The organism is Dermacoccus sp. NHGro5, assembly GCF_017565385.1.
In the GTDB taxonomy this organism is placed as follows: domain Bacteria; phylum Actinomycetota; class Actinomycetes; order Actinomycetales; family Dermatophilaceae; genus Dermacoccus; species Dermacoccus nishinomiyaensis.
Window position 1 is genome coordinate 1 of record NZ_JAGEKQ010000037.1, and the last position, 14,412, is coordinate 14,412.

At 68.9% G+C, this 14,412-nt stretch carries 13 protein-coding genes; 6 read left to right on the forward strand and 7 right to left on the reverse strand.

Features of this window, described 5'->3' with window-relative positions; all coding sequences use genetic code 11:
- The first annotated feature begins 279 nt into the window (after positions 1-279).
- Positions 280-915 (forward strand): hypothetical protein, encoded by a 636-nt coding sequence (locus tag J4Z35_RS12915; protein WP_006944150.1) that lies wholly within the window; start codon positions 280-282, stop codon positions 913-915.
- Between the two features lie 271 nt (positions 916-1,186).
- Entirely contained in the window at positions 1,187-2,047 is an 861-nt protein-coding gene (locus J4Z35_RS12920) for a hypothetical protein (protein ID WP_208065640.1), read from the forward strand.
- A 285-nt stretch (positions 2,048-2,332) separates the two neighbouring features.
- On the opposite strand, the gene J4Z35_RS12925 is transcribed toward J4Z35_RS12920, so the two are convergent.
- From J4Z35_RS12925 to J4Z35_RS12945, 5 genes are all read right to left on the reverse strand, one after another.
- The gene (locus tag J4Z35_RS12925; RefSeq protein ID WP_208065641.1) at positions 2,333-2,968 is read right to left on the reverse strand and encodes a sigma-70 family RNA polymerase sigma factor; all 636 of its coding nucleotides are present in this window, start codon (positions 2,966-2,968) and stop codon (positions 2,333-2,335) included.
- Between the two features lie 249 nt (positions 2,969-3,217).
- Positions 3,218-4,021 carry a ParA family protein gene (locus J4Z35_RS12930; protein ID WP_074039769.1) on the reverse strand — a complete coding sequence of 268 codons (804 nt, stop codon included), beginning with the start codon at positions 4,019-4,021 and terminating at the stop codon, positions 3,218-3,220.
- Between the two features lie 120 nt (positions 4,022-4,141).
- A complete protein-coding gene (glpK, locus tag J4Z35_RS12935) occupies positions 4,142-5,659 on the reverse strand; it encodes a glycerol kinase GlpK (protein ID WP_074039807.1) in 1,518 nt (505 codons plus the stop codon).
- Positions 5,660-5,717: 58 nt separating this feature from the next.
- The gene (locus J4Z35_RS12940; protein WP_006946749.1) at positions 5,718-6,443 is read right to left on the reverse strand and encodes an MIP/aquaporin family protein; all 726 of its coding nucleotides are present in this window, start codon (positions 6,441-6,443) and stop codon (positions 5,718-5,720) included.
- 194 nt (positions 6,444-6,637) lie between these two features.
- Positions 6,638-6,775 carry a hypothetical protein gene (locus J4Z35_RS12945; RefSeq protein WP_006946717.1) on the reverse strand — a complete coding sequence of 46 codons (138 nt, stop codon included), beginning with the start codon at positions 6,773-6,775 and terminating at the stop codon, positions 6,638-6,640.
- Between the two features lie 336 nt (positions 6,776-7,111).
- Here J4Z35_RS12945 and J4Z35_RS12950 point away from each other — a divergent pair, with 336 nt between their 5' ends.
- Entirely contained in the window at positions 7,112-8,839 is a 1,728-nt protein-coding gene (locus J4Z35_RS12950) for a glycerol-3-phosphate dehydrogenase/oxidase (protein ID WP_006946713.1), read from the forward strand.
- A 98-nt stretch (positions 8,840-8,937) separates the two neighbouring features.
- Here J4Z35_RS12950 and J4Z35_RS12955 read toward each other — a convergent pair whose 3' ends face one another.
- A complete protein-coding gene (locus tag J4Z35_RS12955; protein WP_143181190.1) occupies positions 8,938-9,411 on the reverse strand; it encodes a hypothetical protein in 474 nt (157 codons plus the stop codon).
- Between the two features lie 95 nt (positions 9,412-9,506).
- Here J4Z35_RS12955 and J4Z35_RS12960 point away from each other — a divergent pair, with 95 nt between their 5' ends.
- The 3 genes from J4Z35_RS12960 (at position 9,507) to J4Z35_RS12970 (ending at position 12,421) form a co-directional block, all read left to right on the forward strand.
- A complete protein-coding gene (locus tag J4Z35_RS12960; protein WP_062257047.1) occupies positions 9,507-10,232 on the forward strand; it encodes a response regulator transcription factor in 726 nt (241 codons plus the stop codon).
- Positions 10,233-10,385: 153 nt separating this feature from the next.
- The gene (locus tag J4Z35_RS12965) at positions 10,386-11,894 is read left to right on the forward strand and encodes an ATP-binding protein (RefSeq protein WP_208065642.1); all 1,509 of its coding nucleotides are present in this window, start codon (positions 10,386-10,388) and stop codon (positions 11,892-11,894) included.
- On the forward strand, positions 11,891-12,421 hold the full coding sequence (locus J4Z35_RS12970; protein WP_062257044.1) for a GtrA family protein: 531 nt from the start codon (positions 11,891-11,893) through the stop codon (positions 12,419-12,421). Before J4Z35_RS12965 ends, J4Z35_RS12970 begins: the two co-directional genes overlap by 4 nt.
- A gap of 208 nt (positions 12,422-12,629) precedes the next feature.
- On the opposite strand, the gene J4Z35_RS12975 is transcribed toward J4Z35_RS12970, so the two are convergent.
- Positions 12,630-14,120 carry an NAD(P)/FAD-dependent oxidoreductase gene (locus tag J4Z35_RS12975; protein WP_347813550.1) on the reverse strand — a complete coding sequence of 497 codons (1,491 nt, stop codon included), beginning with the start codon at positions 14,118-14,120 and terminating at the stop codon, positions 12,630-12,632.
- Positions 14,121-14,412: the final 292 nt, after the last annotated feature.

Here is a 14,412-nt window from a genome sequence, read left to right on the forward strand (position 1 = left end):
ACTACGACAGCGACGTAACTGACTCCCCGGGAACGGCTGCTGCGCCAACCACGCCGTTTTCTGCCCGAACGCCAACCCCAGATACGTCACTACCGCATCCCGCTTTTCCTCGACCGTGAACACCACGCCTCCTCAACACAAGTGACTCACGACCAGGCTGGCACTTAGGGAAATTCGCAGATGGGGACAGGAATCGCCGTTGAGGACGGGCGCAGGCTCGGGCACGGGCCCTCTCTGAGGGCTGGCGGTAGGCTGCGCCGAGACGAGAGGAATGACCGCATGATCCCCTTGGACGAGGCCAGCGCCGCCGTCATCGAACACTGTCAGAGCGGCTCACGCGTCCTGCTCGGTCTTGCCGGCGAGCCGGGCGCAGGGAAGTCGACGGCGGCCGCCCGCTTGCTGCTCGACGCCGACCAGGCCGGCGTCACGGCCGCCGTCGTGCCGATGGACGGCTTTCACCTCGCGCACAGCGTCCTCGAAAGCCGGGCCATGACGGACGTCAAGGGCGCGCCCGAGACGTTTGACGCGCACGGCTTCGTCACGCTCGTCGAACGCATCCACGCCCAGCGACCCGGCGATCCGACGATCTGGGCCCCCGAGTTCCGCCGAGAGATCGAAGACGCGGTGGCCGGCGCGATCAAGGTGCCCGCCGACACACAACTCGTCATCGTCGAAGGCAATTACGTGCTTCTTGACGAGGAGCCCTGGGCCCGCCTGGCGCTGCTGTTCGACGCGGCGTGGATGCTCACTCCCTCAGCCGAGCGACGCCTGGCCCGTCTCATGGCCCGCCACGAGTCGTACGGCAACGACCCGGCCGGCGCCCGACGACGCGCCCTCGGACCGGATCAGACCAACGCCGAACGCGTCCGCGCACACTCGCAGCGACCCGGCGTCACCATGGTCGACCCCGGCTGACGACAGCGCGGCCGGTCAGCCGCCGCTGCCGAGGGTCATGGGCGCGCACCACGCCGTGGCACCCCACGGGAACTGCGCCCACGGGAAGATGACCTGGATCTCCTGGAGGTCGAGCACCTGCCATCCGGCAGGTGCGTTCGTACCTCCGACACGGACCGGATCGAAGCACATCCATCGACCGATCTGGAGCCCCCGACCCCACGCCGGATCAAAGCCTGTCCCCGGCGCAGGGGGCGTCGTCGGGCCGGTCGACGTACTCGGCTCAGGCGACGTGGGCTGCGGCGACGTCGGTTCCGTCGTCGTCGGCGGGTTGACGATGCTCGTCGTCGGCGACGTCGGTTCCGGGCTCGTCGCCGGCGGTGATGTCGGTTCCGCTGTCGTCGGCGGAACGACGATGCTCGTCGTCGGCGACGTCGGTTCCGGGCTTGTCGGCTGTGGAGTCGTCGCCTCTGGCGAGGTCGGTTCCGGGCTTGTCGGCTGTGGAGTCGTCGTCTCTGGCGAGGTCGGTTCCGTCGTCGTCGGCGGGTTGATGATGCTCGTCGTCGGCGACGTCGGTTCCGGGCTTGTCGGCTGTGGTGATGTCGGTTCCGCTGTCGTCGGCGGAACGACGATGCTCGTCGTCGGTGCCGTGGGACGTGACGAAGTCGGCTGGGCCGGTGACGTCGGCGGCACGGGCGGCACGGTGCTCGTCGTCGCGGCAGCGGTCGACGATGCGGTGGGGACGTCACCCGTGGTCGACGACGTGGTCGAATGGCTCGTCGCCGGAGGGTCTGCCACGACGGTGCCCGGCCCGGTGGGCATCGACGGCGCGCTCGTCGGCTGCATCGTCGGGACGGCGTCAGCGCTCGTCGCGGCCGCCACCGAGCGCGCGGGCACAGGCGGCAGCGACGTCGCGCCGTTAGCTGATGACCGGCTGGCGCCGGCATCGCTCGCCGTCGGCACATCGGACGTACCTGCCGTCGACGATGCCACCGACGCCGAAGACGGATTCGTCGCCTCGGACGACGCCGCGCCCGTCGGCTGCGTCGCGGACGGCGCGCCGGAGGTGGGCGGCGCGCCCTGCGAGCCGGCAGCGCTCGTCTGGGACGCAGCGGTGCGCGTCTCGTACCGCGCCGAATCCTTGCCCATGTAGACGAGGCCGAACGCTGCCGACGCTGCGGCGGTGAGGACGAGGCCACCTGCGGCCCAGGTGCTCACGCTGCCACCCGCGCCGATACCGCCGGAACCACCCGAGCCGCCGGACGAACCAGACGAGCCCGTAGAACCGGAGCCTCCCGCCCCGTGCGGCATCGTCAGGGCTTCGCGCAGCGCTTCCATCTTCGCGACGTTGAGCGTCGCGGGGCTGACGGTGTGGGCCCGCGCCGACAGCGCCTCTCGAAGCGTCGCTTCGAAGGCGGTGAAGTCGTCAGGTCGCAACTCACCCATCGTTGCCTCGGATGGATACCGTCAGTTTCTTCATCGCGCGGGAAGCCTGCGATTTCACGGTTCCTGTGCTGATGCCGAGGGTCTTCGCGATCTCTGCCTCGCTGAGCCCCTCCCAGTAACGCAGGACGAGCACCTCTTTCATCCGCGCCGGCAACGCGTCGAGGTGACGCAGCACCTCGGCGTGCTCGTCGGCGAGGAGGACGGGTTCGTCGGAGCCGGGTGCCGTCTCGGGCTCGGCGACGGCCATGTGTTCGCGCGCGGTGCGTCGACGGCGTAGCGCCGAGCGCGCCTGATTCATCACGGCCGTGCGCAGGTAGGCGCGCGCGTTCGCCGGCGATTCGAGGTTGTGACGGTTGCGGTACAGGCCCAGGAACGCGTCGTGGACGACGTCCTGCGCCGACTCGACGTCGTCGACGAACTGCCGCGCCAGCCGAACCATGTCGTGGTAGGTGTTCGTGTAGAGCTCGTCGAGGTCGAGACCCTCGGGTTCGCCGTGGCCGTCATCCGGCATGCCGGCCGCGGAATCGCGGCGGGACGACGCAGCGTCGCGACGCGCGCGACGGGAGGTCGCGTCCCCGGCCGTCATCGCCCACGGGGGGAGGGGGATGGGCACGACGATCAACGTCATGGCGTCTCCTCCCGTCACGTGTTGGGCGCGTGGACTCGCCCTTCGGCGCGGGGCGCGGGCGCAACCCGCCGGGCTCAGCGATGCATAGGTTCCGACTCTACAGGGTGTCATGGCGGTGGATTGTGGCGCAGCTTCGCCGATCCTCTTGTCGTTCGGCACGCACCCCACGCGCCGTCCGTCCACCCCGTTCATGACCGTATAGACGCATGAGACCCATGTGGGTTGCGCGGGTCGGCGATGAGAAACGCGTCATGCTGACGCGGACGCCCGCCGATCACTGCGACGCGTCAGCCGCGACGCTCGCTCGATGCGTCCGAGGAGAAGCTCGAAGCCCTGGAGCGCCGCGGCGCCACCGGACATCGCGTCGAGGGGTGCGCGTGCTCCCTGAGCCTTCGGGACGACCGCGCGATCGGGCAGCGTCGGCGAGAGCACGAGCGGGCCGAACGCGCGCTCGAGCGCGGCCCGCTGCGCGCGCTGCTCCGCCATCGACGGCTTGTACCGATTGAGGACGATGCCGAGCGGTTGCAACCCGCCGGCCTCGGTGCGGCGGATCTCGTCGATCGCCGCGAACAGTCGCGTCACGGCGTTGACGGCGAACGCACCTGCCTCCGTCACGACGACGGCGCGGTCGCTCGCGACGAGCGCACTGCGCGTCAGGCCGCTCAGGGACGGCGGCGCGTCGATGAGAACGAGGTCGTAGTCGAGCTTGCCGAGCGCGGTGCGCAGCGTGTGCAACTGCTCGCCGTCGGCGTCGGGCCTGTCGAGGTTCGCCGTCGCGTCCGAACTCGGCAGCACGTGCAGATCGGCGTTGCCGCGCGGCCAGCCGGCCGGCACGATGGCGCGCTCGAGCACCTTGCGCTTCGGCCGCTCCAGCACGTCAGCACTGACGGCCCCGGGAGCGTCGACGCCCAACGCGTACGTCGCATCCCCCTGCGGATCGAGGTCGACGACGAGCGTCGTCAGCCCCCTCGCCCGCGCTGCGGCGGCGAGGCCGAGCACGACGGACGTCTTGCCCACCCCGCCCTTGAGGCTGCACACGCTGACGACGAACATGTCTCGAACCTTACCGAGCAACGCCGCCCGCCGGGGACGTTTCACCGCGCCGCGACGACCGACGACCGCCCCCCCCCTGCACCGAGGCAGGGGGTGCGGTCGTCGGTCAGGGGTGGGCGATCACTCAGCCCAGTCGAGCGTGCGCTCGACGGCCTGACCCCAGCGCTCGAGCAGACGCTGACGCTCTGCGTCGTCCATCGACGGCTCCCAACGCTTGCTCTCGGCCCACTGACGGCGCAAGTCGTCGAGGTCCTTCCAGAACCCGACGGCGAGCCCCGCGGCGTACGCGGCGCCGAGCGCGGTTGTCTCGTTGATCTTCGGGCGGATGACGTCGACGTCGAGCAGGTCGCTCTGGAACTGCATGAGTGTCTCGTTGACGACCATGCCGCCGTCGACCTTGAGCTCGGTGAGGTCGACGCCGGAGTCGGCGTTCATTGCCTTGACGACCTCTTGGCTCTGGAACGCGACGGCCTCGAGGGCGGCGCGGCAGATGTGGCCGCGGTTCGCGAAGCGGGTGAGGCCGACGATGGCGCCGCGCGCGTCGCTACGCCAGTGCGGCGCGAACAGGCCGGAGAAGGCGGGGACGACGTAGACGTCGCCGTTGTCGTCGACCTCCTTCGCGTACTTCTCGACTTCCTTGGCGTCCTTGATGAGCTTGAGGTTGTCACGCAGCCACTGCACGAGCGAGCCGGTGACGGCGATCGAACCCTCGAGTGCATAGACGGGCTTCTCGTCGCCGATCTTGTAGCAGACGGTCGTGAGCAGGCCGTTCTTGCTCATCACCTTCTCCTCACCCGTGTTGAGGATGAGGAAGTTGCCCGTGCCGTACGTGTTCTTCGCGGTGCCGGGCTCGAAGCAGACCTGGCCGAACGTCGCGGCCTGCTGGTCGCCGAGCGCGCCGGAGATCGGCACGTCCTTGAGGATGCCGCGGTGACGCACCTTGCCGTAGACCTCGCTGCTGCTGCGGATCTCAGGCAGCATCGACATGGGGATGCCCATGTCCTTCGCGATGTCCTCGTCCCACTCGAGGGTGTCGAGGTTCATCAGCATCGTGCGTGAGGCGTTGGTGACGTCGGTGACGTGGACGCCGCCCTTCGGCCCGCCCGTCATGTTCCAGATGACCCACGTGTCCATCGTTCCGAACAGCAGGTCGCCCTTCTCGGCCTTCTCGCGGGCGCCGTCGACGTTGTCGAGGATCCACTTGGCCTTCGGGCCGGCGAAGTACGTCGCGAGCGGCAGACCGCACACGTCCTTGTACTTCTCGCTGCCTGCGTCACCGGCGAGTTCCTTGCAGATCGCGTCGGTGCGCGTGTCCTGCCAGACGATCGCGTTGTAGACCGGCTTGCCGGTGTTCTTGTCCCACACGAGCGTCGTCTCACGCTGGTTGGTGATGCCGACGGCGGCGATGTCGTCGGAGTCGAGGTCACCCTTTGCGAGGGCCTCGGCACAGACCTTGCGCGTGTTCGTCCAGATCTCGAGGGCGTCGTGCTCGACCCAGCCCGCCTTCGGGAAGACCTGCTGGTGCTCCATCTGCGCGACGGCGACGACCTCGCCGTCATGGTCGAAGATCATGCAGCGCGTGCTCGTCGTGCCCTGGTCGATGGCGGCGACGTACTTCTTCTCTGCCTTGTCAGCCATGTTCACTCCTCGTGCGATCCGTGTTCGATGCTGCTGGTGTCCAGTGTGCGCTTCTGCGTCAGCCGATGTAGGCGTGGGCGGCGAGACCGGCGAGCACACCACCGATGACGGGGCCGACGACCGGCACCCAGGCGTAACCCCAGTTGGAGTCGTCCTTGCGCGGGATCGGCAGGACGAAGTGCGCGAGACGCGGAGCGAGGTCACGGGCGGGGTTGATGGCATAACCCGTCGGGCCACCCAGGCTGACGCCGATCGCGACGACGAGGAACGCGACGTTGAGCGGGCCGGCCTGGCTCGGGGTCTTCGTGAACGCGAGGATCGTGAAGACGAGGATGAACGTGCCGACGACCTCGGTGACGACGTTCCAGAACGGCGCGCGCACGGCGGGAGCCGTCGAGAAGACGTTCGTCGGGGCGTCCTCGTGATCGTCGAACTGCTTCTTGTAGGCGGCCCAGACGACGACGGCACCGATGAAGCCGCCGATGAACTGCGCCGCGAGATACACGAAGGTCGACGCGACGCTGATGTCGACGCCCTTCGCGTACTCATCGGCCCCCGAGGCGAGGATGCCCAGAGTGACGGCCGGGTTGAGGTGCGCGCCCGACTTGTACGAGGCGAAGACACCGGCGAAGACGGCGAAGCCCCACCCGATGTTGATCATCAGAGGCCCTCCCCCGAAGCCTCCGTTGCGGGGCAGCAGCACGTTGGCCACCACTCCGACACCCAGGACGATGAGAATCGCCGTCCCGAGAAGTTCGCTGACGAAGACCTGACCGAGGCTCATGGGTGCCTTTCTCGACGTTCGACGGTGGCATGTGACGACCACCACTCATGCTACCGATGAAGCCTACGTCAGGCGCACCCCGGCAGGTCGGACGGGGACATGTTCCGCGTCACACCCGTCATCGTGGCCCTGGCACGCGCAAGGGATCAAGCAGCCGGGGCGGTTCCCACGCCTCGGGACAGCCGGGGACGACGTCAGCGCTCGGGCGAGGTCTCAGCGATCTCAGGCGTGCGACGCACCTCGGCCGGCGGCGACGTGAGGCACCAGGCCAGGCCCAGGAAGGGAACGACGGCGGTGACGGCCCACAGGACCCACGTGATGGCGTGCTCCATGAGACAGCTCCTCGAGATCGTGTCTACTTCTGCGCCCATGCTCGCACGGGGCCAGCGGCACCTCAACCGATCTCGTCGACCACCCACCAGGTCGATCGGACTCGCGCAGTTCGTCGCGGCCCACGCTGCCGGGAGAGGCCCACGCTGCCGGGAGAGGCCCACGTGGCAGGGCGTGGCCCACGCGGCCCGGCGAGCTGCGCCGCCGTCCGGTGAGGAATGACACCCCCGCAGGCGGTATCGGGGACGAACAGGCGGGTCTAAGCTGAAGGAAGACCAGAGAATCGGCGCGGCTCGGCGATCTCCGACGCGCCTTCGACCCGGCAGTGGAGGTTTTCGATGACCATGCACCCGTACAGCGCACAGTTGGGCCCCAGCTCGCGCGCCGAGTCCTGGCGCGAACTCACCGAGCGTGAGCTCGACGTCCTCGTCATCGGTGGTGGCGTCACCGGCGCCGGCACTGCGCTCGACGCCGTCACGCGCGGTCTGCGCACGGGTCTCGTCGAGGCCCGCGACTTCGCGAGCGGCACGTCGTCCCGCAGCTCGAAGCTATTCCACGGTGGCCTGCGCTACCTCGAGCAGCTCAACTTCGCGCTCGTCGCCGAGGCGCTCAAGGAGCGCGAGCTCATGATGACGCGCATCGCGCCGCACCTCGTCCACCCCGTCGCGTTCCTGTACCCGCTGTCGCACCGCGCGTGGGAGCGTCCGTACGTCGCGACCGGTATCGCGATGTACGACCAGATGGGCGGCGCCCGCTCCGTCCCGCGTCAGAAGCACCTGACGAAGAGCGGCACGATGAAGATGTTCCCCGGCCTCAAGAACGACGCGATGGTCGGCTCGATCCGCTACTACGACTGCCAGGCCGACGACGCACGTCACACGATGACGGTCGCCCGCACCGCCGCGCAGTACGGCGCGATCGTGCGCAACTCGACCGAGGTCGTCTCGCTCATCACCGAGGCCGACCGTGTCGTCGGCGCGAAGATCCGCGACGTCGAGACCGGCGAGACGGCTGACGTGCGCGCCAAGGTCGTCATCAACTGCACGGGCGTGTGGACCGACGACATCCAGAAGATGACGGGTGGCAAGGGCCGCTTCCGCGTGCGCGCGTCGAAGGGCGTGCACATCCTCGTCCCGCGCGACCGCATCGCCGGCGAGGTCGGCCTGATCCTGCGCACCGAGAAGTCGGTGCTGTTCGTCATCCCGTGGGGCCAGCAGTGGCTCATCGGCACGACCGACACCGACTGGGCGCTCGACGTCGCGCACCCCGCCGCGACGAGCAAGGACATCGACTACATCCTCGAGCACGTCAACACGGTGCTCGCCTCGCCGCTGACGCGTGACGACATCCTCGGCGTGTTCGCCGGTCTGCGTCCGCTGCTCGCCGGCGAGAGCGAGGACACCTCCGCACTGTCGCGCGAGCACGCCGTCGCGCGTCCGCAGCCGGGCCTCATCTCGATCGCCGGCGGCAAGTACACGACGTACCGCGTCATGGCCGCCGACGCCGTCGACGCCGCGGCCCAGGACCTCGGCCCGATCAAGGAGTCGGTGACGGAGGTGACGCCGCTCGTCGGCGCCGACGGTTACGCCGCGATGCTCAACCTCAAGCACGAGATCGCCGCCGAGTCGGGCCTGCCCGAGTGGCGCATCGAGCACCTGCTCAACCGTTACGGCTCGAAGCTGTACGACGTGCTCGCCCTGTCGAAGGACGACGAGTCGCTGCTCGAGCCCGTCACGAACGCCGACGAGTACCTGCGCTGCGAGATCGCGTATGCCGTCACGGACGAAGGTGCGATGCACCTCGAGGACGTCCTCGCGCGCCGCACGCGCATGTCGATCGAGACGAAGCACCGCGGCGTCGACGCGGCCGCCGAGGTCGCCGACATCATCGCGCCGATCCTGGGCTGGACGCAGGAGCAGCGCGACGCCGAGGTCGAGTCGTACACCGAGCGGGTCGCTGCCGAGGTGAAGTCGCAGGAGCTCGACACCGACGAGGCATCCGACGCCGCCCGCCTGTCCGCTCCGGACCCGCGCCCGCAGCTGCGCAAGGTCGTCGCCACCCGCTGACGGTCCGTCCGCAGGAGCGCCGACCACACGTCCCACTTGTCGCAGATGCGCGGCAAGTGGGACGTCGAGTGTCGGGGTTCTCCCCACTCGGTGCAGTTCTACGCCGAGTGGGACGACGCGGCGTCACGTCTTCCCCACACGGTGCGCGTGCGAGGTGCCATTGCGGATATGCGAGGTCGAAGCGCCGGTTCACTCCCTCGATGCGTACCGAGTGCTGCAGCACCGGCGTCGGCAAGCCCGCCAGCACGAACAACGGACGCAGGCGTCTCCATCGGCGATTCAGCGCGCCCGTCGGCGAGACGGGCAACCTGGCGCAGGCGTGGGTTCGTCGACCACTCGCTCAGCATGTCCTTCGCCATCAGCTCATGACGCGCGAGCACCGCGTCGGCGAGTACCACGGCGTCGACGAGCGGCACCCGATCGACGACCTCGCCGAGGAGATCGGCCGGCGGAGCCATCGCGATCGGCCCGGCGGCCGTCTCGGCGACGAACGAGCGCGCAGCGCCGCGAGCAACACCACCGCATCCGAATGCGACGTCGACCTCCCCGTCCCGCTCCCACTCGGTGCGCATCGGCGCCATGTGGGACCACACCGCTCGCCGCTCACACAGAAACGTCACAGAAACGGCATTGAAAGGACACAGTCAGGTGGCGCAGACTCGGAGTCATGAGCACCGCTGCCCCTGCCCTGAAGCGTCCTGACGGCTCGAACGTCCGCGTCCTCGTCGTCGACGACGAGTCGAACCTCACCGAACTGCTTTCGATGGCGCTGCGCTACGAGGGGTGGGACATCAAGACGGCGGCCACGGGCAACTCGGCCGTCAAGACGGCCAAGGAGTTCAAGCCGGACGCCGTCGTGCTCGACATGATGCTGCCCGACTTCGACGGCCTCGAGGTGCTGCGGCGCATGCGCGACGAAGACCCGGCGCTGCCGGTCTTGTTCCTGACGGCACGCGACGCCGTCGAGGATCGTGTCGCCGGTCTGACGGCGGGCGGCGACGACTACGTCACGAAGCCCTTCAGCCTCGAAGAGGTGGTCGCGCGCGTGCGGGCGCTGCTGCGTCGCTCGGTGCAGCTCGCCGAGGAGGAGACGTCGCTGCTCACCGTCGGCGACCTGACGCTCGACGAGGACAGCCACGAGGTGATGCGCGCCGGCACCGAGATCAACCTGACGGCGACGGAGTTCGAGCTCCTTCGCTTCCTCATGCGCAACCCGAAGCGCGTGCTGAGCAAGGCGCAGATCCTCGATCGCGTGTGGCACTACGACTTCGGTGGGCAGGCGAACGTCGTCGAGTTGTACATCAGCTACCTGCGCAAGAAGATCGACGCCGGCCGCGAACCGATGATCCACACGATGCGCGGCGCCGGTTACGTGCTCAAGCCGGCCGGCTGATCGCGGCGGCGGGCATCCATCGTCAGCGATCGTTGCCCGAGAACGCGTCGAGCACGACGCGATCACGGGCGAAGATGAAGGCCTGGAGCCCGTCCCCATCCCCACGCGGAGACGACCACCCGCCATCGAGCAGCTGGGAGACAGCGACCCGTCATGATCCTCAACCCGGCCCGGTGGACGCTGCGTTCGAAGCTGCTCGCGTCCGTCGTCACCCTGTTCATCGTCGTGCTGACGCTCATCGGGGCCGCGACGGTGCTGTCGATGCGCACTTCGCTGATGAAGCAGGTCGATCAGCAACTCATCGACGTCGAGCGCGCCGTCGGCGGCGGGCCGGCGGGAACCACGGAGCGGGGCGGGCCGGCGGACAAGGACTCGCACCGTCGCGCACCAGGCCTCGGGGGCAGTGTGCTGCGGCTGACGCTCGACGCGTCGTCGACGCCTGATTCGCTCGTGGTCGACCAGAACTACGTCTCGTCCGCGACGGGCACACAGTTGACGTTGTCGCAAGCGCAGATTCGCAGTCTCGCGACGGCAGACCTGGGCACGAAGCCGAAGACGATGGATTTCGACGGCTCCCTCGGCCGCTACCGCGTCGTGCGTGTGCCGAAGCCCGACGGGGACATCGCGTTCATCGGGCTACCGCTCGCGCCGATCGACGACAACATCCGCGCGCTCGCCGGCAACATCGCACTCATGGGGCTGCTCGGTCTCGTCACGATCGGGGGCGCCTCGTTCCTGCTCGTGCGTCGTAACCTGCGGCCGCTGCAGCAGGTGGCAGCGACGGCGGAACGTGTCTCTGAACTGCCGCTGGGGCGTGGTGACGTGCGCACCGACGAGCGCGTGCCGGTGGCGCTGACCGACGATCACACCGAGGTCGGCACCGTCGGGTTGGCGCTGAACAACCTGCTCGACCATGTCGACTCAGCGCTCGACGCGCGTCACGAGAGCGAGATGCAGGTGCGCCAGTTCGTCGCCGATGCCAGCCATGAGCTACGCACGCCACTCGCATCGATCCGTGGCTACGCGGAGTTGTCGCGGCGCGAGAAGGAGCCGGTTCCCGTCGGTGTCACGCATGCGCTGGGCCGCATCGAGTCGGAAGCGGGACGCATGACGACACTCGTCGAAGACCTGCTGTTGCTCGCCCGACTCGACGCAGGGCGCGAGCTCGAACGCGAACCGGTCGACCTGACGCGCGTCGTCGTCGAGACCGTCAGCGATCTGCACGCGGCTGGGCCCGAGCACGTGTGGCATCTCGACCTGCCGGAGGATCTGGAGGACTTCCCGGAGGTCATCGGCGATGAGGCGCGCCTGCGTCAGGTCGTCATCAACCTCTTGGCCAACGCGCGGCGTCACACCCCGGCGGGCACGACGGTGACGGCCGGCCTCGCGCGGCGCGATGACGACGTGCTGCTCACCGTCACCGATGACGGCCCTGGCATCCCGCCCGAGTTCATGCCGCACCTGTTCGAGCGGTTCACGCGCGGGGACGCAGCGCGAACGCGTACGGAGGGCTCGACGGGGTTGGGGTTGTCGATCGTCGATGCGGTCGTCGCGGCGCATCACAGTACCGTGCGGGTGGAGAGCCGGCCGGGACGCACGTGCTTCACGGTGTCCCTGCCCCTCGAAGATCCGCGGCCATCGTCTCAGGAGGACCGATCGTGAACCCGACGCCCGGCGCGGACACCGCGCACCGCTCGACGACCGCGCCCGTCTCTACTGCTTCGACCTCATCGGGTTCGAGCGACGAGTCGATGACGGCGAACGCTCCAGGCAGCAGCCGCCTCGACGCGCTGCGCTCCCCCGGAGCGGCGCAGGCGATGCGCTTCGCGATGGTCGGCATCGCCTCGACGGTGCTCTACACGGTGTTGTTCGCCGTTCTCGACACGCGAATGAACCACCAGATCGCGAACATCTTGGCGCTGCTCATCTGCACGGTGCTCAACACGTGGGTCAATCAGCGGTTCACGTTCGACGCGGCCGGCCACGAACGCGGCCGTGACGCTCACCTGCAGAGCCTCGCCATCCTCGTCGTCACGCTCGCCGTGACGAGCGGTGCCCTCGCCCTCGAACATCACCAGTGGCCGCACGCCTCGACGCTGTGGGACACCGTGACGGTGACCGTCGGTAACGCCATCGCCACCGTCATCCGCTTCGTGGTGTTCCGCCGTATCTTCGCCGCCCGGGACTGAACGGGCGCGGCGCACGGTGCGCCCGAGCCATCGAGGCCCGTCTAGTCCGCCCCCCGATCTACAGGTCCTCGCTTCACCGGGTGCTACCGGTCATTGCGTCGATGCTCCAACTTCGTGATGCATTCAGCACCGCACTCGGCCGTCCGGCCAACCTCTGCGTCCAACAACAGGTTCCACCGCCCGTGGGATCCGTCTTCGCAGTTCCGCTTCAGGCGAAGACGACGTCCGTCGTCACGTCCGGGCGGCGCATCTCGCGCGCCTCGGCGAGATAGTTCTGCCGCATCGTCCACGGCGCGGCGTCGCTGCGACGCGGCATGATGTCGGCCGCGCGGCGCAGATAGCCCGAATCCATCTCGAGCAGCGGGCGCCGGCCGAGCCCTGACGGCGGGACGGGCGTCGCGCTGCGGTAGCGGCCGTCACGCAGATGCTGGATCATCCGCGCGACGAACCGGTGCGACAGGTCACCGCGCAAGCTCCACGACGCGTTGATGTAGCCGACGCAGAGCGCCGCGTTCGGCACGCCCTCGAGCATGCAGCCGCGGTAGACGAGACGCTGCGAGACGTCGACCGGCTCGCCGTCGATGCGCAGGCTCGCGCCGCCGAGCAACTCGACGGCCAGACCCGTCGCCGTGACGATGACGTCGGTCTCGAACAGCTCACCCGAACCCGTACGCACCCCGCCCGGCTCGACGCTCGCGATCGTGTCGGTGACGACCCTGGCACGCCCGTGCTTGACCGCCTTGAACAGGTCGCCGTCAGGCACGATGCACAACCGCTGATCCCACGGCGCATACGGGGCGGTGAAGCTGTCGACGTGCTCCGCACCCGCGCCCTGACGGACGTTCGCACGCAGCACCGCACGCGCCGCCCGCGGCAGGCGCCGCGCCGTCTGGTACGAAGCCCACTGCGCCGCAACGTTCTTCGCCCGCATGACGGCGTGCTTGCGCTGCGGGCTGAGCCGCTCGTCCGGGATCTTCGCCAACGCCGCCGCGAGCGGATCACGCGACGGCTGCGCGAGCACATACGTCGGCGTTCGCTGCAGCATCGTCACCTCCGCGCCGAGATCGGCGAGCGCCGGCACGAGCGTCATCGCCGTCGCACCCGAGCCGATGACGACGACGCGCCGGCCCGCCACGTCGAGATCTTGCGGCCAGAACTGCGCATGCACGACCTGGCCCGCGAACTCCGCGAGACCGGGGATATCCGCCGCATACGGCTCGGCGTAGCTGTAGTAACCGCTGCACGCGTGGATGAAGCCGGCCGTCGTCTCGACCTCGCCGTCAGGCGTGTCGACGCGCAGCCGCCACACCGCGTCAGCACTGCTCCAATCCGCGCTGACGACCTTGTGCCGCAGACGAATCCGCTCACTCACACCGAACGCGTCGGCCGTCGAACGGATATAGTCGAGGATGTCCTCACCCGCCGCGATCGCCTTCTCCTGATGCCACGGCGCGAACGGATACGACATCGTGTACATGTCCGAATCCGTTCGCACCCCCGGATACCGGAACTGATCCCACGTGCCACCGAGCGCATCCCGCGCCTCGAGAACGACGTAATCGACGCCCGGATTCGCCTCCTGGATGCGACACGCCGCCCCGACGCCCGACAACCCCGCACCGATCACGACGACATCGACGTGCTCCACCTGCTGCTGCACACCCACCGACACGACGAACTCCTCACTCCACGAACACACCACCTGCGAGGCTAACGACCCCGACGTGGGCGCGTGGCCCGTTGAGACAGGTGCGATACCGAGGGGTGGGGTGCCGTGGCGCCCGGGCGGGCGGCCGAGCTGTCGGAACGGGCGGAGGGACTCCGTCGGCGCGACGTGCGCTCACTTCGCTCTTGTGGCGGCCCGGGCGAGTTGTTGAGCTGTCGGAACGGGCGGAGGGACTCCGTCGGCGCGACGCGCGCTCGCTTCGCTCGCGGGCGTCGTGCCTCCTCCTCAAATCCCCCGTACCCATTCAGCGAGAGTGACGAGGGCC

Coding starts and splice junctions, on each gene's coding strand:
- J4Z35_RS12955 (WP_143181190.1), bottom strand. CDS start 9,411: ATGCGCACCGAGTGGGAGCGGGACGGGGAGGTCGACGTCGCATTCGGA.
- J4Z35_RS12925 (WP_208065641.1), bottom strand. CDS start 2,968: ATGACGTTGATCGTCGTGCCCATCCCCCTCCCCCCGTGGGCGATGACG.
- J4Z35_RS12950 (WP_006946713.1), top strand. CDS start 7,112: ATGACCATGCACCCGTACAGCGCACAGTTGGGCCCCAGCTCGCGCGCC.
- J4Z35_RS12960 (WP_062257047.1), top strand. CDS start 9,507: ATGAGCACCGCTGCCCCTGCCCTGAAGCGTCCTGACGGCTCGAACGTC.
- J4Z35_RS12965 (WP_208065642.1), top strand. CDS start 10,386: ATGATCCTCAACCCGGCCCGGTGGACGCTGCGTTCGAAGCTGCTCGCG.
- J4Z35_RS12940 (WP_006946749.1), bottom strand. CDS start 6,443: ATGAGCCTCGGTCAGGTCTTCGTCAGCGAACTTCTCGGGACGGCGATT.
- J4Z35_RS12945 (WP_006946717.1), bottom strand. CDS start 6,775: ATGGAGCACGCCATCACGTGGGTCCTGTGGGCCGTCACCGCCGTCGTT.
- J4Z35_RS12915 (WP_006944150.1), top strand. CDS start 280: ATGATCCCCTTGGACGAGGCCAGCGCCGCCGTCATCGAACACTGTCAG.
- glpK (WP_074039807.1), bottom strand. CDS start 5,659: ATGGCTGACAAGGCAGAGAAGAAGTACGTCGCCGCCATCGACCAGGGC.
- J4Z35_RS12930 (WP_074039769.1), bottom strand. CDS start 4,021: ATGTTCGTCGTCAGCGTGTGCAGCCTCAAGGGCGGGGTGGGCAAGACG.